Source organism: Deltaproteobacteria bacterium (assembly GCA_028818775.1).
Classification (GTDB): Bacteria; Desulfobacterota; Binatia; order UBA9968; family JAJDTQ01; genus JAJDTQ01.
This window is the reverse complement of record JAPPNE010000054.1, coordinates 41,656-67,776: the sequence shown is the minus strand read 5'-3', so window position 1 is coordinate 67,776 and position 26,121 is coordinate 41,656. Positions and strand designations below refer to the sequence as shown.

Here is a 26,121-nt window from a genome sequence, read left to right as displayed (position 1 = left end):
GAAGCCCTCGCCGTCTCCTAAACTGTTCTTGTGTCCACGAACGGAAAAACAGACGAACCGCTCAGGCCCCCGCCTTCAACGCCCCGGTTCCACCAGATGCTCCACGTGGGCGCGGAACTGCACGTCCTGTTGCACGGGTTGCTTCGGACGTACGGGGACTTCGTGCGCTGGCGTGGATTCCACGATGTCTACTTGGTCAACCACCCCGATTTCATACGCCCGGTCCTGACACGCGACTACCGGCATTTCTCCAAGCGCACCATCGACTATCGCGTGCTGGCACAGGTCATGGGCAACGGGCTCGTCACCAACGACGGCCCCCACTGGGTTCAACAGCGCAAACTCATTCAGCCCATGTTCGGCAACCACCGCGTCAACGGTTTCGACGGGACCATCAATACGCTCACGTCCTCGTTGATGGATGAGTGGGAAACACGCGCGGGAGGAGAGACTCTGCGAATCGACCGCGAGATGAGCCGGCTGACATTCCGGATCGTCGGCGCAACGCTGTTCGGCAGCGACCTCAAGCGTCACGGCGACGAAATCGCGGAGATCCTCGAAGTAGCCAACCTGAACCCCTTGGAGACCCGCGCGCTGATGACCCTGTGCTCGTGGGTCCCCACGCCCCACAACCTGAAGTGGCGCCGCGCGGTCCGGCGGCTCGACGAAATCGTGTACGGATTGATCCAGGCGCGCCGGCGCCGCGGCGTGGGCCACGACGACATCCTCGACCACCTGATCCACGCGCTCGACGAGAGTGACTACGAGGGAATGGACGTGAAGCAGATGCGCGACGAGGTGGTGACGCTGATGCTGGCCGGCCACGAAACCTCGGCCAACGCCCTGGCCTGGACTCTGTATCTGCTGTCCGCGCATCCCGACGTTGAAGCACGACTGACCGAAAGCCTGGACGCGACCCTGAACGGCGCCCCCGCCACCGCCGACGACCTGCCCCGGATCCCTTATCTGAAACAGGTGGTGCAGGAATCCATGCGCATCTATCCCCCGGTGTGGAGCTATGTGCGGCGGGCGGAGCGACAGGAGGAGTTCAACGGCTGTCTATTGCCCGCCGGTGCCCATGTCGTCGTGGTGCCCTACTCCCTGCACCGGCACCCGGAGTTCTGGCCCGACCCCGAGCGCTTCGACCCCGGCCGCTTCGACCCCAACGCCAGCGAGGGGCGCCATGCCTTCTCCTACCTGCCCTTCGCCGCCGGACCGCGCACCTGCATCGGCGCCGGCATGGCCATGCTCGAAACCCAACTGGTGCTGGCGCAGATCCTCCAGCGCTTCAAGGTCCGGATGGTCCCCGACCACCCCATCGAGACCACGGGCAAGGTCACCCTGAGGCCGCGTTACGGCATTCTGGCCACGTTGAACCGGCGGCCGTCAATTCGACTCAGGAAACCGTCCGCGCCAGGGTGAGCGCCCGCACCTCACCCGCGCCCGCGCGCAACAGCACCCGTGTGCACTCGTTGAGGGTGGCTCCGGAGGTGTAGATGTCGTCCACCAGCAAGACACCCATCCGCGCGACGGCACGGCCTGGTGCGATGGCGAAGGCGCTTCTTACGTTCGGCCCGCGTTCCCGGAGACTCAACGTGCTCTGTGGTGCCGTCTCCGTCTTTCGCGTCAGGATGAAGGGATCGATGGAGATACCCCACGCGCGGCCTACTTCCCGCCCCAACAGGACGGACTGGTTGAAGCCGCGCCAGCGCAGCCGCCGTGGATGCAACGGCACCGGAATGATGAGATCGAACCTGGAAGCCGGTTCCCACGGCGGCTGGCACGCCTGCGCCATGAGCCGCCCCAGGGGCTTCCCCAGAGACGCCTGCCGGCCGTACTTGAACCGGTGGATCACCTGTCGCAGTGGGTGCGTCACATCCGATTCCCGCGGATAGCAGCCCCAGCTTCGAGCCATGGAAAAGGCCGGCGGCTGCAACAGGCAGCCGCCGCACAGGTGGTCGGCCTGCCAATCGTGCAGATACGGTCGACCGCAGTGCGGACAGAACGGCGGCCGGACCAATTGGATTCTGTCATGGCACAAAGGGCAAAACGCGCCGGGTGAGTTGGCCGGGAGCCACGCCTCGCAGGCAATGCAACAGGGTGGGAAGACAACGTCCAGGACCGCCTCGAACACCTGCCGGACCCATCTTGCCGGCCACCCGGGGTCACGCGAATCTGCCTTGTCCACATAGACGGAATCGGCGTCCCGATGGGATTCCTTAACGCTGCCACGCAGGTGTTAGAAGTAGTCTTCCAGCTTGACCTCGTCCATGAAGGGATACTCCAGCAGCTCGTACTCCGCCGGGTCGACGTCGTCGGGGATGGTGGCGTCGATGCCCATCTTGGAGGTGGTGGGGAGGGCGCCCTTGGGCAGCCGGGAGGCTTTGAGGGTGGGGTCGAGGTGCTTGCCGCGGGCGCCGGAGACGATGATGACGTCCTCGTCGGGCTGGACCCGGAAGGCCATGGCGCGCTCCACCGCCATGGGGTCGGTGAGCTCGACGTCGCCGTCGGTGACCACCACGAGCTTGAGGGCGTGCAGCGACATCAGCGCCATCAGGGCGTTCTTGCCTTCGCCCGGGCGCTTGTCGATGGAAGCGTAGAGGTGCCAGTAACAGGCGCTTCCGGGGGTGGCGTAGACCGCCACGGTCTTGATGCTGGCCTCGCGCAGCGCGCGCCATCCCGCGGCCTCCAGCGGCGGCGCCTCCAGCCAGTCGTTCTCCCACGGCATCAGGATGGTGTGGAGGATCGGGTTCCTGCGGTGGGTCACCGCCTTCACCTTGAACACCGGGTTCCAGCGGATCGAGCACTGGTGTCCGGTGAAGTCGCCGTAGCGCCCCTCGTCGATGGTCCAGCCATCGGTTGAGATCTCCCCTTCCAGGACGAGCTCGGCGTCGGCGGGCACCTCCAGGTCCACGGTCTTGCACTTGACCAGGGGAACCGGCCGCCCGTACAGCGCGCCCGCCACGGCGAACTCGTCGTAGCCCGGCGGAGCCTTGTAGGCGGCGGCGATGAGCTCCGGAGTGCCGGTGCCGAAGGCGACGGCCAGGGGCAGCGGCTCGTTGCGCTTGAGGGCGGCCTCGTAGCTGAAGCGCATGTCCGACGGCGACACCAGGTCGATGCTGGTCTCCCGCGGCGTGCGGTACATGAGCCGGTAGCAGCCGGCGTTGCGCCGTCCGGCGTCGTCCTTTGAGACCGAGATGCCCGCCGAAAGGTAGGGGCCGCCGTCCTTCCGGTGCTGGAATGGTATCGGCAACTCGGTGAGGTCTATCTCGTCACCGGTCTTGACCACTTCCTGGGCCGTGCCCTCGGCCACCACCTCGGCCGCGATGGGATTGTCCAGGGCGTCCATGAAGGTGCGCCCGAGGGTCCTCTGGTCGCAGCCCAGCCCCAGCGCCACCCGCTGGCGGGAACCCACCAGCCCGCCCACCACGGGCATGGAGTAGCCCTCGACGTTTTCCATGAGGAGCGCGGTGTCGGCCTGAGCCAGCAGTGTGTTGAGATAGCGGGCTTCCACCGGCTTGGTGATGCGCCGGAGCTGTCCCTCGGCTTCCAGCAGCGCCACCAGGCCGCGCATGTCGCGGTACGGCAATCTGTCCGCTTGGCTCATGGCAATCTCAGTGCATGTAGGAGCCGCCGTCCACCAGCAGCGTCTGTCCGGTGATGAAGTTGGCGGCGTCCGAGAGGAAGAACATGACGGCGCCGACGATGTCCTCGGGGTATTGGCTCCGGGGGATGGCGCGGCTCTGGATCTGCGGCACGTCGTCCTCGTCCACCAGCCCGCCGCGCATCGCCAGCAGGCTCTCGCTGCGGGTGAGGCCCGGGGCCACGGCGTTGACGCAGATGCCGTCCTTGCCGGTGCCCCGCGCGAGCACGCGTGTGAGCGCCACCACCGCTCCCTTGGACACCGTGTAGTGGACGTAGACCGGAATGCCCTTGAAGGGCACGCCGGAGGCGATGTTGACGATCTTGCCGGAGCCCTGCTCCTTCATGTACGGGTACACCGCCCGCGACGCCAGCCACACGCCCTTGACGTTCACGTCCATCACCTGGTCCCACTCGGCCACGCTGATCTCGTCGAACGGCGCGTAGCGGACGTCGGCGAATATCGCCGCGTTGTTCACCAGCCCGTCGATGCGGCCGTAGCGGTCGTGGGCCGCCCCGGCCAGCTCCTTGACGCTGTCCTCGCTGGTGACGTCGGCCTTGACGAAGAAGGCTTCGTCGCCGTCCTCGCGTATCCCGGAGGCGCAGGGCTCGCCGTCCAGGATGTCCGATACCACCACCCTGGCGCCGGCCTTGGCCAGCTCCTGGGAGTACACCTGGCCGATGCCGCGGGCGCCGCCGGTAACGATGATGACCTTGCCGTCGAAGTCTTGAGCCATAGTCAGTCCTCGTTGGCTACATATTTCCCGGTCTCGATCTCGCGCCCGAGCGAGCCTGCTTCGCGCAGACGGCCCCAGGCCTGGAGCACCACCCGGTAGGGCGCCTCCGGGAACTGCAGCAGGATGTCCTCGAAGTGGAGCGGGCCGTCCTTCAGCCGCTCCAGAATCTTGTCGGCCAGCGCCTCGGGGGTCATGCGGGTATCCGTCACAGGTTGAGGAAGCGCTTGCCGTTGACGCTCAGGATCTTCCACTTTAGCTCTTCCGAGATGTCGTCCCTTTCCAGGATCTCCTGCTTGGCGCCTTCCCGGGCCTCGGCGTGGGGCATGTCGCCCTCGAACAGCAGCCGGTCCTCGCCGATGTACTCGGCCACCTGAGGCAGGTAGATCTCGTCCGCTTCCGGGGTGAAGTACACGTCGCTCTGCTTGAGGGTCTCGGACACCGGCTGCTTGACGGGCAGCGGCATTCCCAAGGCACCGTCCGCGTAGTGGTAGTGGTCGATCCGCTGCACCAGATAGGGCACCCACTGCACGCCGATCTCCATGAACGCGACCCGGAGGCGCGGGTGCCGTTCCAGGATGCCGCCGCCCAGGAAGCTGTAGAATCCCATCATCACGGGGAGGGTAAAGCCGATGGCGCGGGAGCCCGAGACGTCATCCATGCTGCGGGTGATGCCTGGATGGCTCCAGCCGGCATGGATGGCCAGCGGCACGCCCAACCGCTCCACCTCGGCGAAGAAGTCATCGTAGTAGCGGTCGTGCAGCATGGTCTCGCCCACGGTGCCGTAGATCCCCGCTACCGAGGCGCCCAGCTTCAGGCTGTGTTCGAGCTCGTCCAGGGCCAGTCGCGGGTCCCGCATGGGCAGGATGGCGCCCCACTTCATGCGGTCCGGGGCTTCCGCGCAGGCCGACGCCATCCAGGTGTTGTAGCTGCGCATGAGCGCGGCCTCGAACAGGAGGTCGTCGGTGACCGGTTGGAGAAAGACCGTGGAGAACACCACCTGGACGTCGATGCCCACCGCGTCCATGTCCTTGAGGCGCGCGGGGATGTCGGTCATGGTCTGGGAGCCGATGGTAAACTCCTTCTGGGTGGCAAAGCGCATCTCGATCGGCGTGCCGTACACGAGGTTTCCCCGGCCCACGGGCTTGGGGTAAACGGTGCCGTCGATGTACCAGAAGGCGTTGATGCCGCCCAACACCGGCAGGTCCTTGGCCACCACCGGAAAGGGTTTCCGATCCGCGTATTTCGAGTCGAGGTGCTCCCAGGCCTCCTTGGGTTCCTCGACGTGCGAGTCCATGTCGATGACCGGCATTGCATCCGTGTTCACGGTAACCTCCTGGTTGATTTGCGCGGGCCGGGTCAGGCCCACCCTGCCTTGCGCCCTACACTCCCGGCTAGGCCGCCCGTGTACACTCCCGCTCCAGCGTGCGCAGCTCGCCACGATTCAGTGGGAACCCGAACTGCTCGTTGCGCATGCGCAGACGCTGGGATGACACGTCCGCGATGATGCGCCGGGCGCGGTCGTGATGCTTGCGGGTCTTGACCAGCACCTCCAGCTCGTTGGCGTCGCTGTGCTTGGTCTCGTCGCGATGGATGTGTCCGAAGATGGACGCGATGCGTCGGTTGGTGCGGTTCCCCTTGAGGTGGCGGCACACCTCGTACAGGGCGCCCCCGCCTCCCTCGGTCAGGGTGATGGCGGCGCGCTCCAGGGCCTCGTCGCGCCGCTGGATCTCACTCGTGGTGATGCGCTCGGAGCCGTGCAGCAGCCCGGCGTAGCTGCGCGAGTAGCGCGCCCGCACCTCGGCGAGATTGCGGTCCTCCGGCAGCCACGTCAGGTCCTTCTGCGTCAGCCGCTTCCCGGTCAACTCCTCCAGGAAATCCATGATCAGCCGGGCGTGGCTCATCTCGTCGCCGAGCTTGTGGCACAGCTCTTCGTAGTCGTGGCGGTCCACCTGCCGGTCGAGCTGCGGGTAGAGCTTATCGAGGGCATGCACCAGCGGCTGGATGGCCGAGTATTCCTTGAAGGCCTGGGCCTTGAGCCACGGGATGTGGTCTTCGGGCGCGTGCGGTGTGCCGAAGTAGCTGGCGACGACTTCCCGTTCGGCCTTGCCATAGCCCTCGGCCAGCCGTTCCAATGCCTTGCCGTAATCCATCATGCGTGCGTCCCGGGAATATGCCGTTCCGTTGCGTGCCGCCGTCCCTGCCCTTTTGCGCGCCTACTCCGGCTTGGGAACGACGCTGCCGCAGTCACCGCAGGTACGAAGCTTGTCGTCTCCGTAGAACTCCCGGTGAACCTGCCCCACGGGGTCGTCGCTGTAGTTCCCCACGGTGACGTCCACCTCGTACACCTTCTTGCCGCAGCTCTCGCAGAACCACATGAACCGGTCCTGCTCGCCCGGCTTGCGCACCCGCTCGAAAACGAGGAACCAAGTCCCCGGGTCGACGCGCGGCGAATGCGGCACGCCGCCCGGACACAGGGTCATCTGCCCCGCACCCATGGTCACGACCTTTTCCTCGCCGTCACCGGTGAGGCAATGGAGGCGCTGTTCACCTTTCAGCACCAGCGTCACCTCGTCGCTCGGGTCCACGTGGAAGTCCATGCGGCGCTTGCGCCCGCTGCTCAGGAACGCGATGGACTCCGAGTCCTGCCACACCACCGTGCGGCCGTTGCCCTCGGCTTCGGTCTTCTCCATCAGAGCCGTGAGATCGATGGTCTCCATTGGCTTCATGACAACTCCTTCTCCGTACGGCTTTTCCGTGGGAAAATCGCGTCCTTCGACTTCGCTTCGCTACGCTCAGGACGAACGGGAATAACTCCGTTCGTCCTGAGCGTAGCGCTGCGTCAGCGGCGCGAAGTCGAAGGACGCTACTCACCCACCTCCCGCGGGCCGAACAACTCGCGTTGCTCCGGTGCCGCGGCCGCCCGCCGCCGGCGGTTCGAGACGGCGGCCCCTGCTGTCTTGAAGAACATCAACAGCACCTTGTTCAAATGGACATAGTCGCCACGGTAGAGCTTCCCGCTCGCCGGATGCGTGTAGGTGAGCGGCCCGTCGCTTCGTTGCGCCAACTGTCGCACGAACGGCAGGTTGCCTTCAAGGACATGGCCGGGGTCGAACGGAAGGTCGAAGCCGAACGTGCGCGGCGCGGCGGTCAACTCCAGGCCGCCGCCGTCCTGCTGCCGCCAGACCAGCAACGCGCCCGTGATCTTCCCCAGATTGAGCACGCGCCAGCCAGTGGCCTCCAAGGAGCACTGGAACTGAGTGGCCAATCGCCGGAAGCCCGACACGTCCATGTCCGCCGTGATCGCCGCGTGCACGAAACGGTCGGGCATGAGCAACTCCGCCGCCACCCGGTTGCACAGCTCCTCGGTGGGGCCGTCGCCGCAGCTCATGGAGCCGTTCTCGTGATCGGCAACGAGAATGTGGCCGATTTCGTGGGCCAGGGTGAAGCGCCGGCGCGTATGGGGCGCGTTGCGGCTGAGGATGACCTCGTAGTCGCCGTCCCCGTGTTCCAGGAGTTGGCCGTCCAGTCGAATGTCCAGTTCGCGTATGCGTCCGATGCCCACGTGCCGCGCCAGGCGCACCAAGTCCACCGGCGCGCGCTCGATGGCGCAGTCATCGAGAAGCCGGCGGGCCGCCTCCAGGACAGGGTGCGCCCGGCCTTTGGTCTCGGCGCTCATGTGGGCGAGTGCGGGCCGGACGGCGCGCGGCCCGTCAGTAGCGTTCCCAGTCGCGCCCGGTCAGAGGGATGCGGGCGGCCTTGAGCTTCTTGGGCGCGCTGCCGAAGAGGTCCGGGTCGGAGCGGACGACCTCCAGGTCCTTGCGCAGGTTCACCACCTTGGCGCGCACGTCGCCGGCGGCAAGCTTCTTGCGCTTCTTGAGGGATGCGAGACCGTTGAAGCTGCGTTTCAACTCGGCGGCCCCCACCTCCAGACCGGACTCGCCCACCGCCGTCTGGAACTCCTCGAAAGTGATTCCGGCCTCCGCCGCCGGCGCCTTGGGCGTCCGCGCGGCCGCGCGCGCCGGCCTGGCCTTGGACTTGGCCGCACCGTCGTGCTGCTCCAGGCTCGCTTTGAGGGCTTCCATCAGGTCCACCACCTGGCTCTGGCGCACCTGCGGCTCCAGCGCCGTGACTTCCTTCCCCTCCACCTTCTGCTCCACCAGGCGCAGCACCCGTTCCTTGTACTCGTCGTGGTAGTTCTCCGGATGGAACTCCTTGCGCACCAGTTCGTTGATGAGGCGCACCGCCAGATCCCGCTCGCCGTCCTTGATCTGCACCGTCTGGCCCCGGTCGATCTCGTCGAAGTCGCGCACCTCGTCCGCGTAATACATGGTGTGCAGCATGAGCCCGCCCCGCACCGCGCGGATCAGCACCAGCCCCTCCTTGCCGCGCATCACGTACTTGGCGAGCGCCACGTGGTTGGACTCAGCCATGGCGTCGGCCAGCAGGCGGTAGGGCTTGTCGCCGCCCTTGTCGGGGCCGAGGTAGTAGGTCTTCTCGAAGTAGACCGGGTCGACCTTTGCCAGCGGCACGAACTCTTCCAGCTCGATGACCTTGGAGGTCTCTTCCTCGAGGGCCTTGAGCTCGTCGTTCTCGAAGCGCACGTACTGGTTCTTGGTGAACTCGTAGCCGCGCACCAGGTCCGAACGTTGCACCACCTCCTCGCACACCGGGCAGAACTGCTGCTGCTTCATGCGCGATCCGCACTTGTTGTGCAGGAAGTTGAACGCGATGCCGCCGGACGACGCCGCGGTGTAGAGCTTGATGGGGATCGATACCAAGCCGAAGGAAATTGTCCCGGAACTGATGGCGCGTGCTGCCATGATAGGGCCTCCGTGATCCGCGCACGTTTGGATGCGTTGGAGTTTACCACGCAATACCCTTAGAATTCCATACGTTATGCACAGTCCGGAGAATGGCCATGGCCGCGCCGCTGGATGAATACCGGCGCAAGCGCGATCCCGAGCGCACCCCGGAGGCCTTCGGCGGCCAAGGCGTCTCCCGCGGCGGCCTGTTCGTGGTGCAGCAGCACGCCGCCCGGGCGATGCACTACGACCTGCGCCTGGAGATGGGCGGCGTCCTCAAGAGCTGGGCCGTTCCCAAGGGCCCGTCGGTGCGTTCCCACGAGAAGCGCCTCGCGGTGCATGTGGAAGACCACCCCATCGAGTACGCCGACTTCGAGGGTGTGATCCCCAGGGACAACTACGGCGCCGGCGCCGTCATCCTGTGGGACCAGGGCACCTACCGCCTCCTGCACGCGTCCGATCCCCTCGACCAGCTCGCCCAAGGCACGTTGGAGTTCGAGCTCCGGGGCTACAAGCTGCGCGGGGTGTGGATGCTCGTGCGCATGGGACGCGGCGACAAGGAGTGGCTGCTGTTCAGCAAGGATGGAGCCGAGGCGGGCGTGGAGCCGGTGGAGGCGTTGCCCGCCTCCATCCTGTCCGGCCTCACCGTGGAGGAACGGAAGGACCCGCGTTCGCGGCTTGCGCGCCTTGATCGGACACTGAAGCGTTTCAAGGCGCCGGCGGCAGGGAACGCGCGCAAGCCGAGACCGATGCTGGCCTCCCTCGGCACGGCCCCTTTCTCGGATCCCGGATGGGTCTTCGAGATCAAGTACGACGGCGTCCGCATCCTCGCCCGGCGCCGCGACGGCGCGGTTACGCTCTTCGGCCGCAAGGGCGACGACGTGACGCGGCGCTATCCGGAGATCGTCCACGCATTGAGCAAGACCGCTCCCACCGACTTCCTGATCGACGGCGAGGTCGTCGCCATGGGCGAGAACGGCCGGCCGAGCTTCCAGCGCCTGCAACCGCGCATGCACCTGACCAACCGGTTCGACATCGAGCAGGGGGCGCGGACGGTGCCCGTGCGCGGTTTCTTCTTCGATTGCCTGGAGGCCGCCGGCAGGGACTTGCGCGCCCTCCCCTTGACTCAGAGGAAACAGTGCCTTTCGATGTTCGTGCCGGAGCGCGGCGTGGTCGTGTACACGGAGCACATCCCGGAGCGCGGTGAGGATTTCTATCACGCCGCCTCGGCGAACCGCGTGGAAGGGATCATCGCCAAGCGCGCGGACAGCCGTTACAGTGCCGGCCGCTCGCGCGATTGGCTGAAGTTCAAGTGCCGAAAACGCCAGGAGTTCGTCATCGGCGGCTACACCAGGCCGGGCGGCTCTCGGCCGCACTTCGGCGCACTCCACCTGGGGCTCTACCGCCAAGGCGCGCTGGAGTACGTCTCCAAGGTGGGCACGGGCTTCGACCAGGGAACTCTCCGCGCCGTGCACCAGAGGCTCATAGCGCTCGAGCGTGACGACTCCCCTTTTGCCGCGGGATCGCCCGCGGGCACCGGACACCGCTGGGTGCGGCCGCGGCTCGTCTGCGAGGTGGAGTTTGCCGATTGGACGGATGATGGTGGCCTGCGCCACCCGTCGTTCATGGGCCTGCGCGACGACAAGGCGCCGGAGGATTGCCGCCGGGAAGACCCGCCGGAAACACCGGCCGGCGCGCCCGCCGAACGACCGGCCGAAGCGCCGGCGGCAACCACCGCTCCGCGGCGCCGTCCCGCCCCGCCCAAACTGGCTCTCACCAACCCGGACAAGGTGTTCTGGCCCGAGGACGGCTACACCAAGAGCGACCTCATCGACTATTACACGGCCATCGCGCCGTTGCTGCTGCCGTACCTCCGGGACCGTCCGCTGGTGCTGACGCGTTTCCCGGACGGCATTCACGGCAAGTCGTTCTTCCAGAAGGACGCGCCCGATTTCGTGCCCGACTGGATCGCCACCCGTCGCATCTACTCCAAGGACGCCGAGCGCGACATCGACTTCTTCATCGTCAACGACACGGACAGCCTGCGCTACGTGGCCAACCTCGGCACGATCCCGCTGCATATCTGGGGCAGCCGGCTCGATTCACTCGAATACCCCGACTGGCTGGTACTGGACCTGGACCCCAAGGGAGCCCCGTTCACACACGTGGTGCGGGTCGCGCGCGAGATCAAACGCATCCTGGACAGACTGGGAGTGAGCGCGTGGGTCAAGACATCGGGCGCCACCGGGCTCCATCTGCTGGTGCCCATGGGACGGCGGTACCTCTACGAGCAATGCCGCACCTTCGCCCGCCTCCTGGCCATGGCCGGCGAGCAGGCGCTCCCCGACATCGCCACCGTGCAAAGGCCGCTCCGCGCCCGCGACGGCAAGGTCTACATCGACTTCGGCCAGAACGGCTACGGCCGCACCATCGCCGCGCCGTTCTCGCTGCGGCCGCTGCCGGGCGCGCCCGTCTCCTGCCCGCTCCGTTGGACCGAGGTGACCGCAAGGCTCGATCCCGGACGCTTCACGATCAAGACGGCAGTACAACGATTCGCGCGCAAAGCCGACCCGCTTCTGCCGGTAGTGGACGGACCCGGGATCGACATCGCCGCAGCCCTCGGACGCATGGAAAAGCTTTTTGGCAAGAAGGCGTAGGAAAACGGACGCCGCCTATGGGTAATACGCGTCCTGTCCGGGCATGTAGTTCCGCTGGGTCTGCCCGGCGTTCCGGTTCACCATGACGCGGCCGACCATGGGGTGGTAGAGGCTCCGCACTTCGTGCTCCAGCTCGAAGGCCTTCTCGCCCGTCGTCGGGTCGACGATGTCCTTGAAGCGGTACTGGTGCGCGTTGCTCTCTTCCATGATGAGGTCCCGTCGCAGCAGGAACTCATGGGCGCGAGAATGGTTCGCGATGTAGATGGCGATGTGGTGGCCGTCGAACTTGGGGATCCTGCCGTCGGTCTCGGTGAAGATCAGGCTCTGGTTGCGGCCTACTTTCACCCGCGCCCTGCCGGTCTTGTAGACCACCGGGGCCTGCAGCACGGTCTTGTAGAACTTGCCGATGGAGCGGGCGGTGCCCGGGCGGGTGAGAAACTCCAAGTAGGGCATGCCGATGGTCATGTCGCCGAACTCCGGTCCGGGGGCATGGCAACGGAACCGGTTGCCCCAAGGACCGGTCACCGCCACGTGGTCGGCAGCCTCGCGCCACTTGAAGCGGGTCCCCTTGAGGTCCGGCTCCACCACAGCCAGGCGGCGCTTCAGCGCCTCCAGGTCGGAGAGGACCAGTCCGATGTAGCCGGGAATCTTCTGGGTCCCGCGGGTGGGCAGATGGAACTGCTGGCCGCCGACGTTGACCCACATGTTGTTCAGACCGACGTTCATGTAGGGGTCGCGGGTCAGGCCGAGGCCCAGGACGTAGAACGTCACGGCCGTGGACTGGTCGGGTATGGTAACGTTCACGTGTTCAAGCCCGACGATGTTGCCGAGGTCGTCCGCCTTGCGATCGTAACCGTTGCTCTTCATCTTTACCTCCCTGCGAGTCGCTTCGGATCAATAAAACACTTGGCTTCGACGGCTGCAACGCCTCGAAGCACAGGCGAGTGAGCCACCGCAAGCACGACCGGGCCACCCTCCGTCTTCCGGCCGCCTACAGCGTCAACGCGAAGTCGTCCACCACCGCCCCGGGCAGGCGCAGGCTCCGGGTGGAGCGGCCGCCGTAGGAGTTGACATCGGGAAGCAACTCCACTTCACGGGTCAGGCCCACGAGGTTGTCGCCCAGCATCCGGTAAAGCGTCTCGTCGAAACGCATGACATTGACCGGGGCCCGCAGTTCCCCGTTCTCCACCCAGAAGGCGGCGAAGCGGGTCATGCCGGTCATGCGGCAGGCGTCCCTGTCGGAGTAGTTCAGGTACCACAGGTTGTTGATGAAGATGCCGGTGCCCAGCGCGGCGAGCACGTCCCGGCGCGGGATCGTGCCGCCTGCCATGGCCAGGGACTCCGGCGACTCGCGCCGGCTCGCTCCATTGGCCGGAACGTCGTATTCTTTCGCCGCCCGCGCCGACACCAGCGGATCGCGCAGCTCTCCCCCCTCGATGAGGGTCACCCGGTCCGGCTTGAGGAAGCCGGCCTCGTCGAACCCCGCGCTCAGTCCTCCGCGCGTGTCCTCCACCATGCGCACCGAAGGGTCGAGGACGGCGCCGTCCGTGACCATGCGCAACAGCGGCGTCCGGCGCGTGCGCCGGGCGCCCAGCCCGAAACCGCCCCAGCGCAGCAGGCCGACCACCTCCTCCAGTGCCTGGGGCGCCAGGTACACGCGGTAGCGTCCGGGCTCCAGAGTCCGCGGGGGCCGGCGCAAGGCCTCCAGCTCGGCCTTGGCCTGCGCCATCTTTTCCTCGAACTCCGCGGGATTCCACACGAACCCGGCGTAGGCGCACTTGACAGCCTTGTCGCCGTCCAGATGGAAGCTCCAGTCGAAGTGATGGCTGTAGGTGGAGAACCAGTTGCGCTGGCCCAACGAGTTGGCGAAACCCCGGTGAATCCCCCCGGCCATGTAGATGCCCACCAGGTCCCGCCCCTCCCCCGCCTTCACGATGGCGTCCACCACCTGCCCCTCGTCCTCGGGCAGGCGGTTGGGCTGCACGCTCTCCGTGGAACGGACCTTCGTCGCGTAGTGCAGGTAGGGATCTTCCGGAACGACGGCCAGCCGCTCGCGCGCGGCGTCCAGCGCCTTGCGCACGCGTTCCCGGTCAAGCGCGGCGTCGCCGGACGCCGTAAGGTGCGTGCCGACTCTCCGTCCCTCGCCGATCAGATGGAGCGCAAGCTGGCGCTGTTCCACTGCTCCGGCCTGGCGCACCGCGCTCCGGTTGAAGCGCACGAAGCTCGACTCCTCCCCGGAGAAACCCAGGAGCAGCACCTCCTGGGCCGGCAGCAGCGTTTCGGCGAAATCCGCCAGTTCGTAGAAGTAATCCTGCATCGCGAATGAGAGCGTCCTGTCGCCGGAACGCGTTTCAGACCCGCACGAACAGCCGCGCCACCGTTCAGCCTTCGCCGCCGAACACCTGCACGCCGGCGAACACGCACGCGGGCGCGGCATGGCCCACCCGGATCACCTGGTTGGGCTCCCCTTTGCCGCAGAACGGCGTTCCCAGCACCTCGCGGGTCTCGGGCCGGCCCACGTGGGTGAGGTTGCGCCAGAACGTGGCGGAGATGCCGCGGTAGTTGGGCTTCTTCACCACCTCGCGCAGTTCGCCGTCACGGATCAGGGTGCCGCGCTCGCAGCCGAACTGGAACTTGTTGCGCGAGTCGTCGATGGACCACGAACAGTTGGTCTGCATGTAGACGCCGTGCTCGATGGAACGCACCATGTCGTCGAAGGTCGCGTCACCGGGCTCCAGGTTGAGATTGGCCATGCGGTCGATGGGCGGGCGGTTCCAGCTCGTGGCGCGGGAGTTGGCCACGCCCGCAAGCCCGGTGCGCTGCTGGGACAGGTGGCCGCCCAGGCCACGCATGAGGATGCCGTCCTTGATGATGTGCTCGCGCCGCGCCGCGAGCCCTTCGTCGTCGAAGCCGTAGCTCGCGAACTGTCCCGGATCGCTGGGGTCGTAGGTGACGTTCAACAGATCCGAGCCGTAGCGGTAGCGCCCGAACATGTCCGGGGTGACGAAGCTCGTGCCCGCGTAGTTGCGCTCGTCGCCCAGGATGCGGTCCAGTTCCAGGGGATGGCCGATGGACTCGTGGATCTGGAGGATGAGCTGGTCGGGGGCCAGCAGGAGGTCCATGGTGTCCGTGGGACAGTTGGGCGCCGCCAGCAACTCCAGGGCTTCCCGCGCCAGCACCGGCGCGGCCTCGGAGAAACCCGTCTGCTCCAGCACCTCCAGGCCGCCCTGGCGGCAGAAGCCCCGGCCGCCGAAAGTGCGGCTGGCGGTCTCCGAGCCGTCGTTGGCCGTGCAGCCCAGGCCCGGGATCATGTGGCTCAGGACCTGGTGCACGCGCGTTCCGTCCGCGGTCAGGTAAAGGGTCTCGGTCTCCGTGTGCCACAGGGAGGCGTCCCAGTCGACGATGCGCGGGTCCGCGTGCAGCCGCTCGCTTTGTTCGCGCAAAAGATCGATCTTTTCGGGCAACGGCATGGAGTCCCAGGGAAACGCCACCGGCGTGCGGTACTCACCGCGGCGCACCTCCTGAAGCGTCGCGGCGGAGAAGTCCGTCACGGCGCATGCCTCGGTCCGCCGCGCCCATTCGCGGGCTCGTTCCAGGGCGCGTTGGAGCCCCGCGCGGCTCAGGTCGCACGTGCCCGCGTAGCCCAGGCCCCCGCCGTCCGCCACCGTGATCATGACGCCGGCGTCATCTCCCGACGCGATGGGCTCCACCACCCCGCGCCGCACGGAAACGTGCTCGGAACGTTCGCTCACGTAGCGCAGCGAGCAGAAACTCACCGCGGGCGCGGCCTCCCGGAACCATGCTTCAAGGCGTTCAATCGAAGTGGACACGGCGTCTCCCGTGGGACCGTGTATAGCACGAAAGCGCTGCTCTGCCGAAGTTTGACGCTGCCGGGGTATGACCCTATAGTAACCGGGTGCCGGCAACCCGCGCGGACACCAGCCCCGCGGCGTCTGCCGGCAAAGCCGGCGAGAGGGTGGGTGATGAACTATTGCAGTGCCTGTGCCGCCCCCGTGGAGTTCCGCATTCCGGATGGGGACAACATGCCCCGTCACGTGTGCGGCTCCTGCAACACCATCCATTACACGAATCCGAAAATCGTGGTGGGCTGCATCCCCGAGTGGGGCGACACCATCCTGCTGTGCCGGCGCGCCATCGAGCCCCGCTACGGCTACTGGACCCTGCCCGCGGGCTTCCTCGAGGACTACGAGACCACCATCGAGGGCGCCGCCCGCGAGACCCGCGAGGAAGCGTTGGCGGACGTCGACATCGCGGAACTCTACACCCTCATCAACCTGCCCCAGATCAACCAGGTCTACGTGATGTTCCGCGGCAGCCTGCGGGAGCGCAAGTTCGGCGCCGGCGAAGAGAGCCTCGAGGTGCGCCTGTGCCGGGAGGAAGACATTCCCTGGGACGAGATCGCGTTTCCCGTGGTCGAGCAGACCCTGAAGCTCTATTTCCGCGACCGCCGGCGCGGCCGCTTCGGCACCTACACGGGCGACATCACCCGTCCGGCGAACAAGTGGAGGGACTACCAGGTGCGGTATCTCAACGGGAACGGCGGCTGATGCTCGCGGCCATCCAGCGGTTCTTCGTGAACCAGATCGACCCAGGGCACCGCGATGTGCGCGAGTCGGACCAGCACCGGCTCCAGGTGGCCACCGGCGCCCTTCTCGTGGAGATGATGCGCACCGACGTCGAGTGCACGGAGGGCGAGCGCGCCGTCGTTCTCGGCGCCCTCCGGGACAAATTCGATCTCACCGAAGAGGAAACCCGCCAGTTGATGGAACTGGCCGAGGCGGAGGCCGACGACGCCATCGACCACTACCAGTTCACCTCGCTCATCAAGACCGGCTTCTCCGAGGAGCAGAAGCGGAAGGTCGTGGAGTACCTCTGGGCCGTCGCCTACGCCGACGCCAACGTCGACAAGCACGAGGAGTACCTGGTCCGCAAGATCGCCAACCTCATCGGCGTCTCGCACAAGGAATTCATCGAAGCGAAGCTGCGGGTGCGGGACGGCGGACTCCAGTAGCCGCGCGTTCTCTTCGTTCAGCTCAGCTTCCCCAGCCGCAGCGGCAGCCGTGTTCCCAGCCACAGCGACCTGTCACGGTGGTCGCCCACGTGCTCGCCGGTGCTGGGGTGGATCAGGATGTCGAGGCCTTCGCGGTTGAGCAAGAGCCACGGGACCACCCTGGCGAACTCGCCGGGGGCGAAGGCGACCTGGTACATGGCCTTGGGATGGGGACCCACGGGGACGTCGTGCCAGCGGCCCAGGACGACGTCGAAACGGTCGCCAAGCCCTTCGCGGACACGCCCCGCCACCTCCCTGGTGTCGGGGTCGTAGTAGACGTGGGCGTGATAGCCGGAGATTTCGGTTGCCTCTTGCGCCATGTTTCTGCCTCGTTGAAGTCCTGAACCCACCTCACAAAGAAAAGCGGGCTCCCCTCCCGAGAGAGCCCGCTCCCGGCGTTCATCCACGCCGGTCGATGCGTATCATTCTTGTCCGGCTCCCCTGCCGCGGGTTGCCGTTGCCGGGCTTCCGGGATTGCTGTCCTGTGCTGCCTTTTCCCCTCACGTATTACGGCGTTAAAGCCGTGTTGTCCAACACCTGAGTCGGGACGGTCAGCCGGTAGCCGTTTTCGGCAAACCTCCGGGGAAACCCCGCCTGCCCGCTTAGAGCGGGCGTCCCGTGTCGGGCGGATTGTTTTTCGTCATCTGACACCTCCTGGTGGTTTGATGACCGAGCCCGCAACCGTCGCGCGGGGTTTCGGGCTCTTGTCCGTTCGCGAACGAGACAATACGAGTCTAGGTCCGCCGCGAGCCGGTGTCAAGAAAAAAGACGCGCAACACGTGTTGTTGAACGGCAACCGCGGAGTTGATACGGAAAGGGATCAACGGCGCGGAACGGGAAGGGAATGTCATGGCAAACGAATACGATGTGATTCTGGTAGGCGGCGGCTCGGCGGGCTGTGCGGCGGCGGCGCGTCTTTCGGAGGATCCGAACCGGAAGGTGCTCCTGCTGGAAGCGGGTCCCGATCCGCTGCCCATCCCGGAGTTGGTGGCGCAGGCGGCCGGGAGGGTGCGGCTGCTGCTGGAGACGCCCTACATCAACATGTATCCCTCGGAACGCAGGGTCGACGGCAGCACCTTCTATTCCCTGGCCGGGAAGATCATGGGCGGCGGTTCCTCGGTGAACGTGATGTCGGTCATCCGCCCCATCAAGGCGGACATGGACGCGTGGGCCGCGGCCGGGAACCCTTCGTGGTCGTGGGAGCACGTCCTGCCGGTCCTGAAACGCCTCGAGAACGACCAGGACAACCCGGACAGCTCCGATCACGGTCACGGCGGGCCGCTCTACTTCGAGCGACACTACCTCTTCGGCCAGGAGGTCCCCAGGGCGGTGCAGGTGTTCATGGATGCGGCCCGCGAACTCGGGCTGCCGCAAGGCGACGTCAACGACCCCAATCCCTGGGGACTTTGCACGTCCCCCTACAACATCAAGGACGGCATGCGGCAGTCCACCACGGTTGCATACCTGGAGGCAGCCCGGGGCCGGCCCAATCTCACCGTCATCGCCGAGGCTCCGGTGGTCTCGCTTTCCCTGTCGGGCAACCGCGTCACGGGGGTGAACTACGAGAAGGACGGACAGCGGCACACCGCGGCGGGCACCGAGGTGGTGCTTACCGCCGGCGCGTTCCACAGCCCCCACATCATGATGCTCTCCGGCATCGGACCGGCGGCGGAGCTGGAGCGGCACGGCATCGAGGTGCTCCACGACCGCCCCGGCGTGGGCGAGAACTACCAGGACCACGCCATGCTGCACATGAGCTTCGAGGGGCGCGGCGGCTTCGACGTGGACTGGGTGGTGCCGCCCTTCCGGCTGATCACCAAGAGCGACCCGTCACGGGAGACCGGCGATTTCCACGTCTTCATGCGGCCGCCCACCGTGCTGGAGGGTGTGGGCCGGACGGTGAACATCTCCGCGGCGTTGCTGGAGCAGCGCAACCGCGGCCGGGTCTTCCTCCAGAGCGCGGACCCGCATGAGTTGCCGGGGGTGGACGCACGGATGCTGGAGCATCCGGACGATGTCGCGGCCGTGGTGGCGACCATGGAGTTCCTGGACTTGCTGACCCAGACCGGCGACATGCCCGAGTTCTACGGTCCGCCGATTCAACCCAAGCGCGGCGAGGACTGGGGCCGGTGGGCGCGCTCGACGCTCGACAGCTACCACCACGCCGCCGGCACCTGTCTCATGGGTCCCGCGTCCGACCCCATGACCGTGGTGGACGAGCAGCTACGGGTTCACGGCATCGACAACCTGCGGGTGGCCGACGCCTCCATCATGCCCACGGTCACCCATGCAAACACCAACGTCACCTGCATGATGATCGGCGAGCGAGTGGCGGATTTCATCAAGGGGAGCTGACGCCAATTTGCCGGACACGACACCGGAGCCGGACACTGAACCCGGGGTAACGCAATGCCCGACGTCCTCCTGGAAAAGTTGTCACTGGCGGCGGGCGGAGGAGGCTTCCATCTTCCGCGTCTCACGCTGGGCGTGTTCCTGAACGACCAGCCGACGCACCGGATTGCTGTCGGCTCGGACCGCCGATCCCATCGCCCGCTGACGACGCACCAGGGCTGGGTGCTCCCCGCGGGCAGCGCGGGCATCTGCGAGTACGACGAGGCGCTCGATGTGATGACGATCGCGTTCGAGGAAACGCTGCTCGCCGAGGTCGGCCTGGAAAGACCGGAACTTATCGAGCCGACCACCGGATCGTTCGATCCGCTCACCCTGCAGCTGATCCTGGGTGCCGAGACTTTCCTTGCGGCGGGAACACTCTACCGAGAGACGATGTCGCGGGCGCTGGCCGCCCAGTTGGCGCGATCGCTCAACCCCGAGCGATCAGCGGTGGCGGATATCGAGGACCGGCGTCTGAAGCGGGTGATTGCCCATCTCGAGGACAATCTTGGTGAAGATCTGTCCTTGAAGGACCTGGCCCGTGTCGCGGCAATGAGCCCTTACCATTTCGCCCGGGCGTTCAAGGCGGCCACGGGTGCGTCGCCTTTGCAATACGTGATCAACGCCAGAATCGACCGGGCCAAGGTTCTGCTCAAGACTACCAGGCTGACCGTTTCCGAGATCGCCTTTCGCACGGGATACGCGGATCCCGGCTGCTTCGGCCGGCACTTCAGGAATCGGGTCGGGGTGACGCCAGGCGCGTTTCGCCAGGGCTGACCCGAAAAACCGCACGAATCACCTCTCATTGCGCAAGAATCGCCGGTGTAATCCTTCCGGCGGGGCGCTATCTTCCTGTCAACGAATCAAGACAGGAGGACCGCAAAATGAAAATTCTTACGGCAATTCTGACAGCGATCACGGTCGCCGCAAGCCTGGCCGCCTCGCAGGCGTTGGCCGACATCACGACGCGCGCCGTCACCTTCGAGAACGAGGGCGCAACTCTGTCCGGCACGCTCTATCTGCCGGCGGCGGCACCCGGCAAGCCTCTGCCGATGGTGGTCGTGACCGGCGCCTGGACCAGCGTCCAGGAACAGATGCCGCGGGTCTATGCCCGGGAGATGGTCGAGCGGGGCTTTGCCGCTTTCACCTTCGACTTCCGCGGCTGGGGCAAGTCCGGCGACTTGGCCAACCAGGTCCGCTACAAGGAAGATCCCGACGCCAAGATCTCGGACATACGCGCGGCCTTCCGGTTCGTTTCGAGGCTGCCCGAAGTCGATGCCGCGAATATCAACGGGCTCGGCATCTGCGCCTCCTCGGGCTACATGGTCGATGCCGCCTCGGGCAATCCGCTGGTCAACCGCGTCGGCCTGGTCGCGCCCTGGCTGCAGAATGACACCCTGGTCAAGGCCGTCTATGGGGGCCCCAAGGGTGTCGCGGGATTGATCTCGATGAGCCGCGCGGCCGAGGCCAAGGGTGGCGAGATCATTGGGGCGGCAGGTCCCGAAGGCGCGGAGGGCGTCCTGATGCCCATCGGCGGCTACTACTACGATCCCAAGCGCGGCGCCATTCCCGAATACGACAACAAGTGGAATCAGGCGTCCTGGGAAGGCTGGCTGACCTATCATCCGGCCGACAATCCCCAGCGTCTGGACAAGCCGCTGGCCGTCGTCCATTCCGAGGCCGCCGCGATCCCCGATGGCGTCAAGACCTTCATCAAGGGGTTCACCGGCGAGGCGACGATGCAATGGCTCGAGGCCGTCACGCAGTTCGACTTCTATGACAATCCCGAGGACGTCCGGCGCGCCGCCGACGTCGTTGCCGAGCATTTCAGCAAGGGCTGATACCCGGCACCGGCGGATGCACCAGCGGACCTTCCGCCGGCGCTTCCGCCAGGTCTGGGCCGGAAGGGAGAGAGATCATGAAAAATCTACTCGCACTGGCATTCGGAGGCTTTCTGATGGCCACTACCGTCGCCGCCGCGGAACCCACGCTCCATGTCGAGATCGTCAAGGCGATCACCAGCATCGCCGCCGGCGCGGACCGGCATGACTGGGGCCGTGTCCGCTCGGCGATGGCCGACGAGATCACCACCGACTATACGAGCCTCTTCGGCGGCGAGCCGGTGACCCAGCCGGCGGATGCTCTGGTCAAGAGTTGGGCCGGTTTCCTGCCCGGATTCGACAGCACCCATCACATGGTCACGAACCACACCGTCACCAGCGCCGCCGCCGGCACGGCAACCGCCGAGGCGGATTTCACCGCGACACATCGGATCGGCGACGCCCTCTGGGTTCTCGGCGGTCGCTACAGTTATCGACTCGGCAAATCCGACTCGGGGTGGATCGTCACCTCGCTGTCCATGCACGCCCTCTGGGAAACCGGAGACCGCGCCACCCTGATCGGCCAGGCAGTCGAACGCGTCAAGGCAAAGAAATAGGCCGGATACCGGCGGTGCCACGTCAGGGTTGTTGCAGGCGACTAGTAGGACACGAACACGACGGACGGCGACAATCGTTTCACGACCCAAGCATCTCATCGAGCTCGCCGCTGGCTTCCAGCGCCCGCAACTCGTCGAAGCCGCCGATCAGTTCGCCGTCGATGAAGACTTCCGGGACGGTCCATCTGCCTTGGGAGCGCTCCAGCATCTCGTCGTATTTGCCGGCGTCCAACTCCACGTCGAACTCGACGAACTCCTGCCCCTTCTCCTCCAGCAGCCGCTTGGCCATGCGGCAGAACGGGCACCAGGACTTGCTATAGATTTCGATGGTTGCCATACGGGATATACGTTCGACCTGCGCGCCTACTCCCGTGACCATTCCACGGCGCGCTGCCGTGTCTCATCTGAGCGGATCAGGACCGTAGTCGTTGTCGCCCCGATTGCCCGGTACGCACATGAGCGCCAGTGTGACAACGATGCTCGCCGCAATAGCCAGCCACACCAAACCGATACCCCAGTCGAACGAAAACGCAAGGACAACGAGGAGAACGAGTCCAGGGAAAACAAGGATAGTCCAACCCGTCCAGCCGAAATCCCTGAACCTCTGAGTTACCACGGCAATCTGCGATAACCCGAGAGCAAAGAGAACGAGTACGCCTATAACTACCAAAGCGACCTCGCCCGACGCCACCATCAACTCGCCGAGGCCGCCGATCAACGCCATAGCGACTTGGTACAGGTTGTAACTCTTCCTGTTCCTGCGACCCGAGAATGCAAACAGATCCTCGAGTACGGGTTTGCTCATGATACGAGTTCGAATACCGGCAGCTTGATGTCGGGGTCTTCGGTCTCCAGGAAGGAAACCGTGACCGGGGCGCCCAGGGTCACCTGGTCGCGGTTGTCGCCGACGATGCGCGTGATCATGCGCACGCCCTCCTCCAGCTCCACCTCGGCCACGTAGATGGGCACCTCGTCCATGAAGGCGCGGTTCCGGGGCACCCGGCAGAGGGAGAAGGTGTGCACCTTGCCCCTGCCGCTCACCGGCACCCACTCCAGGTCGCCACCGAGGCAGCCTGTGCAGGCGATGCGCGGGAAGAACTGCATCTTGCCACAGGCGCGGCATTTCTGGAGGCGCAACTCGCCCTTGGCGGCCCCCTCCCAGAACTCGCGGTCAATGGAGTTTACGGCGGGAAGACTCTTGCCGGCCATCAGGACCTCCTCTCCAGGATCAGCGCCGCGGTGGTGTTGAGATTGCGCGCGTAGGACAGCCAGCCGATGCCCGTGACCAGCGCGGTCTGCGCCGCGTTGACCTGCCGGTCGCCGGCCTCGCCGCGCAACTGCCGCAGCGCTTCCACCACGTGCAGCATGCCGCCGGCCAACCCCGCCTGCCCCACCGAGATCTCGCCGCCGCCGGTGTTGACGGGAAAGTCGCCGGCGAAGGTGAGGTCGTGATCGTCGACGAACGGGCCGCCCTGCCCCTTGGCGCAGTAGCCCAGGTCCTCGAGCTGCATCATGACCGCGATGGGATAGTCGTCGTAGATGGCCAGGAGGTCGATGTTGTCCCGGCTCATCTCCGAGAACAGGCGCTCGCCCACCACGCTCATGCCGGTGACGGTCTTGTCCGGCAGCATGTTCGAGGCCTGAAAGCCGATCTTCTCGGCGTCCGTCACCAGGTACACCGGCTTGTCGGTGATCTGCTTGGCGCGCTCCTCGGAAGCAACCACGACGCACTCGCCGCCGGAGCACGGCATCACGCAATCGAACAGCCGTATGGGATCGGAGATCAGGCGCGAGTTCAGGTAGTCCTCGATGGTCATGGGAGTGCGCAGGAGCGCTTGGGGATTGGGGCCGGCGTTGAAGCGCTGGCTCACGGCGATCTTGCCGATCTGCTCCAGGGTGGTGCCGTATTCCTCCATGTGGCGGCGCTGCACCAGCGCGAACAGCGTGTTGGGGCCGCCGTAGCCGTACACGTCCACGTAGTTGGCCCGCTGGTATTCCAGCACCCGCTGATGGGCGACGTTCTTGTCGAAGGCGTTGCCGGCGACGATGAAAGCCAGATCCAGGTAACCGGCCTCGATGGCGTCCGCCGCGCGCCGGATGGCGCACACGGCGCCGGCGCCGCCGCAGTCGCCATTGAGCACCCAGTCGAGCTCCAGACCCAACTGCTCGGCCACGTACGGCGAGTAGTCGGGACTCGCCTGGGTCACCATGGAGAAGCCGTGGATCTCCTTCTTGGTGACACCGGTCTGGGCCATGGCGTTCTGCATGGCCTCGGCGTAGTACGACAACAGCGGCCGGTCGGACTTGCGCGAGTATTCCGTCGAGCCGTAGCCGACGAGACATACCTTCCTTCTCAGCATAGGGGCGTTCCTTCCAGGTCAGGGTGCTCCGGAGGCAGGTCCGGAGATCAAATCATGAAGTCTCCGCCGTTGACGACCAGGGTCTGTCCGGTGATGTAGGCGGCCGCGTCGCTTGCGAGAAAAGCTACCGTGTTGGCGATGTCCTCCGGTTCCGCGATGCGGCCCAGCGGCGTTTGGGCGCCCCGCTGCCGCAGTGATTCCTCGGAGCGGTGCTGGCGCGGCATGGCGGTGTTGGCGGTCCCCGGCGCCACCGCGTTCACGGTGATGCCGTGGGGCGCCAGCTCACGGGCCAGCCCGCGCACGAAACCGAGCGTGGCGGCCTTGGACGCGGCGTAGTGGGAGTGGCCGGCGGCGCCCTTGTAGGCGATGGACGACGCCGTGCAGATGATCCGCCCGCTGCCCTGCTGCTTCATCCCCGGCGCGAACGCCCGGGCGCACAGGAACTGACCGCCCACGTTGACGTCCAGCACCCGGTCCCACTCTTCCTCGGGCATGTCCACCACCATGGAACGCGGATACAGGCCGGCGTTGGCCGCCAGGATGTCCACGCGTCCGAAGCGGTCCAGGGCGCGTTCCCGCAACGCGGCCACCGAGCTTTCGTCGGCCACGTCCACCTGTACCGCCAGCGCCTGACCGCCGGCGTCCGCGACCTCGGCGGCAACCGCCTCGGCGGTGTCCGGGTTCATGTCGGCCACGACCGCCTTCGCACCCGCGCGCGCCAGCGCCAGAGTGATGGCCCGGCCCAGGCCCTGTCCGCCGCCCGTAATGACGGCGACCTTCTCCTCAAGCGTCATAATGCGTTCCTCTCGCTGCTCGCACCGTGATTAGCCCGCCCCGGTAGGCTTGTCAAACAGCGCCGCCGCCGTGGGCGACCCTTCTCACGCCGTGTTGAAGAGGGGTTGGCATACGCCGCCCGATGGCCTATACCGGTTGCCGAAATGCTCCCCGCCATACCCAAGGAACCATTGTTGGACCAGTGCCGGAGGATGCTGCTCATCCGGCACTTCGAGGAACGGCTCATCGGACTGCACCACGAGGGGCGCTTCCGCGGCCACTACCACGTCTACATCGGCCAGGAAGCCACCGGGGTGCCGGCGATATCGCTGCTCCGAGCCGACGACCTCTTGTTCTCCACCCACCGGAACCACGGCCACATCCTGGCGCGGGGCGGCGACCCCGGGCGGCTCCTGGCGGAGATCCTGGGACGGCGCGACGGCTACAACCGGGGCAAAGGCGGCTCGTTCCACACGAGCCCGCGCGAGTTGGGATTCCTCCAGTGTTCGGGAGTGGTGGGCGGCATCCTGCCGCTGGGGGCCGGTGCCGCCTACGCGGCCAAGAGCCGGGGCGCCGGACAGGTCGCCGTGTGCCTGTTCGGCGACGGCGCGCTGGAGGAAGGCGCCATCCCGGAAACCTTCAACCTGGCGTCGTTGTGGAAACTGCCGGTGCTGTTCCTGTGCGAGAACAACGGCAAGTACGGCGCGGGCAACGCCGTGGGCGCGGCCCAGTCGTCCACCATGGCGGCCTACCCGCTCACCGATCTGCCCAAGGCCTACAAGATTCCCGCGGTACAGGTGGATGGCACCGACGCCGGCGTGGTGCACGAAACACTGCGCGAGAACATCGACGCGATCCGTTCCGGCGAGGGCCCGCGCTTCATCGAGACCCTGACGGTGCGCTGGCCGGGCAGCGAGACCAACTGGCCGGTGGTGAAGGCACCCACCACGGTGGATTTGGCCTGGGACGTGTCCGGCGCGCCCGAGGACGTGCGCGGCTGGTATCGAGACAGCGATCCTGTGCTCCGGTTCATGCGCGAACTGGTGGAGAACGGGCAGGCGAGCCGGGATGAACTGGAGGCAATCAACCGGTCGGTGGTAGAGCAGATCGCCGAGGCCGTGGACTTCGCTTTCGACAGCCCCTACCCCGATCTTGCTGAAGCCGAGACCGACGTGTTCGTGTAAATCACGACGACGATTCCCCTCCCCACCCCGCCATGGATTCCCGCTTTCGCGGGAATGACGGGTAAA

The 26,121-nt window shown here is 66.2% G+C and carries 27 protein-coding genes; 9 read left to right on the top strand and 18 right to left on the bottom strand.

Features of this window, described 5'->3' with window-relative positions:
* Window positions 1–30 precede the first annotated feature (30 nt).
* Entirely contained in the window at window positions 31–1,422 is a 1,392-nt protein-coding gene (locus OXU42_06930) for a cytochrome P450 (protein ID MDE0029114.1), read from the top strand.
* Here the strand turns inward: OXU42_06930 and OXU42_06925 are convergent.
* The 9 genes from OXU42_06925 to OXU42_06885 all read right to left on the bottom strand — a co-directional run bounded on the left by OXU42_06925 (window position 1,397) and on the right by OXU42_06885 (window position 9,199).
* Entirely contained in the window at window positions 1,397–1,915 is a 519-nt protein-coding gene (locus OXU42_06925) for a ComF family protein (protein MDE0029113.1), read from the bottom strand. The genes OXU42_06930 and OXU42_06925 overlap by 26 nt on opposite strands.
* Before the next feature lie 324 nt (window positions 1,916–2,239).
* Complete coding sequence (locus OXU42_06920; GenBank protein ID MDE0029112.1) at window positions 2,240–3,607, bottom strand: UbiD family decarboxylase; 1,368 nt, start codon at window positions 3,605–3,607, stop codon at window positions 2,240–2,242.
* Between the two features lie 7 nt (window positions 3,608–3,614).
* Window positions 3,615–4,379: an SDR family oxidoreductase gene (locus tag OXU42_06915; GenBank protein ID MDE0029111.1), complete on the bottom strand. Its 765-nt coding sequence runs from the start codon at window positions 4,377–4,379 to the stop codon at window positions 3,615–3,617.
* Window positions 4,380–4,381: 2 nt separating this feature from the next.
* Window positions 4,382–4,573 (bottom strand): hypothetical protein, encoded by a 192-nt coding sequence (locus OXU42_06910; GenBank protein MDE0029110.1) that lies wholly within the window; start codon window positions 4,571–4,573, stop codon window positions 4,382–4,384.
* An 11-nt stretch (window positions 4,574–4,584) separates the two neighbouring features.
* Window positions 4,585–5,703 (bottom strand): amidohydrolase family protein, encoded by a 1,119-nt coding sequence (locus tag OXU42_06905; protein MDE0029109.1) that lies wholly within the window; start codon window positions 5,701–5,703, stop codon window positions 4,585–4,587.
* Window positions 5,704–5,770: 67 nt separating this feature from the next.
* Window positions 5,771–6,532, bottom strand: coding sequence for a hypothetical protein (locus tag OXU42_06900; protein MDE0029108.1), 762 nt, complete (start codon window positions 6,530–6,532; stop codon window positions 5,771–5,773).
* A 60-nt stretch (window positions 6,533–6,592) separates the two neighbouring features.
* On the bottom strand, window positions 6,593–7,105 hold the full coding sequence (locus tag OXU42_06895) for a 3-hydroxybutyryl-CoA dehydratase (GenBank protein ID MDE0029107.1): 513 nt from the start codon (window positions 7,103–7,105) through the stop codon (window positions 6,593–6,595).
* A 137-nt stretch (window positions 7,106–7,242) separates the two neighbouring features.
* Entirely contained in the window at window positions 7,243–8,055 is an 813-nt protein-coding gene (locus OXU42_06890) for an ImmA/IrrE family metallo-endopeptidase (GenBank protein ID MDE0029106.1), read from the bottom strand.
* Between the two features lie 34 nt (window positions 8,056–8,089).
* Window positions 8,090–9,199: a Ku protein gene (locus tag OXU42_06885; protein ID MDE0029105.1), complete on the bottom strand. Its 1,110-nt coding sequence runs from the start codon at window positions 9,197–9,199 to the stop codon at window positions 8,090–8,092.
* Window positions 9,200–9,297: 98 nt separating this feature from the next.
* Here OXU42_06885 and ligD point away from each other — a divergent pair, with 98 nt between their 5' ends.
* Window positions 9,298–11,838, top strand: coding sequence for a DNA ligase D (ligD, locus tag OXU42_06880; GenBank protein MDE0029104.1), 2,541 nt, complete (start codon window positions 9,298–9,300; stop codon window positions 11,836–11,838).
* Between the two features lie 15 nt (window positions 11,839–11,853).
* Here the strand turns inward: ligD and OXU42_06875 are convergent, their stop codons facing one another.
* The 3 genes from OXU42_06875 to OXU42_06865 form a co-directional block, all read right to left on the bottom strand.
* Complete coding sequence (locus OXU42_06875) at window positions 11,854–12,705, bottom strand: VOC family protein (protein ID MDE0029103.1); 852 nt, start codon at window positions 12,703–12,705, stop codon at window positions 11,854–11,856.
* Between the two features lie 124 nt (window positions 12,706–12,829).
* Window positions 12,830–14,155, bottom strand: coding sequence for a metallopeptidase TldD-related protein (locus OXU42_06870; protein MDE0029102.1), 1,326 nt, complete (start codon window positions 14,153–14,155; stop codon window positions 12,830–12,832).
* Window positions 14,156–14,219: 64 nt separating this feature from the next.
* Window positions 14,220–15,668 carry a TldD/PmbA family protein gene (locus tag OXU42_06865; protein ID MDE0029101.1) on the bottom strand — a complete coding sequence of 483 codons (1,449 nt, stop codon included), beginning with the start codon at window positions 15,666–15,668 and terminating at the stop codon, window positions 14,220–14,222.
* Between the two features lie 153 nt (window positions 15,669–15,821).
* Between OXU42_06865 and OXU42_06860 the strand changes: the two genes are divergently transcribed.
* Both OXU42_06860 and OXU42_06855 read left to right on the top strand, forming a co-directional pair.
* Window positions 15,822–16,406: an NUDIX hydrolase gene (locus OXU42_06860; GenBank protein ID MDE0029100.1), complete on the top strand. Its 585-nt coding sequence runs from the start codon at window positions 15,822–15,824 to the stop codon at window positions 16,404–16,406.
* On the top strand, window positions 16,406–16,870 hold the full coding sequence (locus OXU42_06855) for a TerB family tellurite resistance protein (GenBank protein MDE0029099.1): 465 nt from the start codon (window positions 16,406–16,408) through the stop codon (window positions 16,868–16,870). Before OXU42_06860 ends, OXU42_06855 begins: the two co-directional genes overlap by 1 nt.
* 17 nt (window positions 16,871–16,887) lie before the next feature.
* Here OXU42_06855 and OXU42_06850 read toward each other — a convergent pair whose 3' ends face one another.
* Window positions 16,888–17,229, bottom strand: coding sequence for a 4,5-dioxygenase (locus tag OXU42_06850; protein MDE0029098.1), 342 nt, complete (start codon window positions 17,227–17,229; stop codon window positions 16,888–16,890).
* 529 nt (window positions 17,230–17,758) lie between these two features.
* On the opposite strand from OXU42_06850, the gene OXU42_06845 reads away from it, so the two are divergent.
* The 4 genes from OXU42_06845 to OXU42_06830 all read left to right on the top strand — a co-directional run bounded on the left by OXU42_06845 (window position 17,759) and on the right by OXU42_06830 (window position 21,737).
* Complete coding sequence (locus OXU42_06845) at window positions 17,759–19,264, top strand: GMC family oxidoreductase N-terminal domain-containing protein (GenBank protein ID MDE0029097.1); 1,506 nt, start codon at window positions 17,759–17,761, stop codon at window positions 19,262–19,264.
* 54 nt (window positions 19,265–19,318) lie between these two features.
* Window positions 19,319–20,077, top strand: a complete 759-nt coding sequence (locus OXU42_06840) for an AraC family transcriptional regulator (protein MDE0029096.1) — start codon at window positions 19,319–19,321, stop codon at window positions 20,075–20,077.
* Window positions 20,078–20,184: 107 nt separating this feature from the next.
* Window positions 20,185–21,141, top strand: coding sequence for an alpha/beta hydrolase (locus OXU42_06835; GenBank protein ID MDE0029095.1), 957 nt, complete (start codon window positions 20,185–20,187; stop codon window positions 21,139–21,141).
* Between the two features lie 77 nt (window positions 21,142–21,218).
* Window positions 21,219–21,737, top strand: a complete 519-nt coding sequence (locus OXU42_06830; GenBank protein MDE0029094.1) for a nuclear transport factor 2 family protein — start codon at window positions 21,219–21,221, stop codon at window positions 21,735–21,737.
* Between the two features lie 79 nt (window positions 21,738–21,816).
* Here OXU42_06830 and grxC read toward each other — a convergent pair whose 3' ends face one another.
* From grxC to OXU42_06805, 5 genes are all read right to left on the bottom strand, one after another.
* Window positions 21,817–22,074 carry a glutaredoxin 3 gene (gene grxC / locus OXU42_06825; protein ID MDE0029093.1) on the bottom strand — a complete coding sequence of 86 codons (258 nt, stop codon included), beginning with the start codon at window positions 22,072–22,074 and terminating at the stop codon, window positions 21,817–21,819.
* A gap of 63 nt (window positions 22,075–22,137) precedes the next feature.
* A complete protein-coding gene (locus OXU42_06820) occupies window positions 22,138–22,542 on the bottom strand; it encodes a DUF805 domain-containing protein (GenBank protein ID MDE0029092.1) in 405 nt (134 codons plus the stop codon).
* Window positions 22,539–22,946 carry an OB-fold domain-containing protein gene (locus OXU42_06815; protein MDE0029091.1) on the bottom strand — a complete coding sequence of 136 codons (408 nt, stop codon included), beginning with the start codon at window positions 22,944–22,946 and terminating at the stop codon, window positions 22,539–22,541. The genes OXU42_06820 and OXU42_06815 overlap by 4 nt, the downstream gene beginning before the upstream one ends.
* Entirely contained in the window at window positions 22,946–24,097 is a 1,152-nt protein-coding gene (locus tag OXU42_06810) for a thiolase family protein (protein ID MDE0029090.1), read from the bottom strand. Before OXU42_06810 ends, OXU42_06815 begins: the two co-directional genes overlap by 1 nt.
* A gap of 47 nt (window positions 24,098–24,144) precedes the next feature.
* Entirely contained in the window at window positions 24,145–24,891 is a 747-nt protein-coding gene (locus OXU42_06805; protein MDE0029089.1) for a 3-oxoacyl-ACP reductase FabG, read from the bottom strand.
* Window positions 24,892–25,035: 144 nt separating this feature from the next.
* Here OXU42_06805 and OXU42_06800 point away from each other — a divergent pair, with 144 nt between their 5' ends.
* Window positions 25,036–26,055 (top strand): thiamine pyrophosphate-dependent dehydrogenase E1 component subunit alpha, encoded by a 1,020-nt coding sequence (locus tag OXU42_06800; protein ID MDE0029088.1) that lies wholly within the window; start codon window positions 25,036–25,038, stop codon window positions 26,053–26,055.
* Window positions 26,056–26,121: the final 66 nt, after the last annotated feature.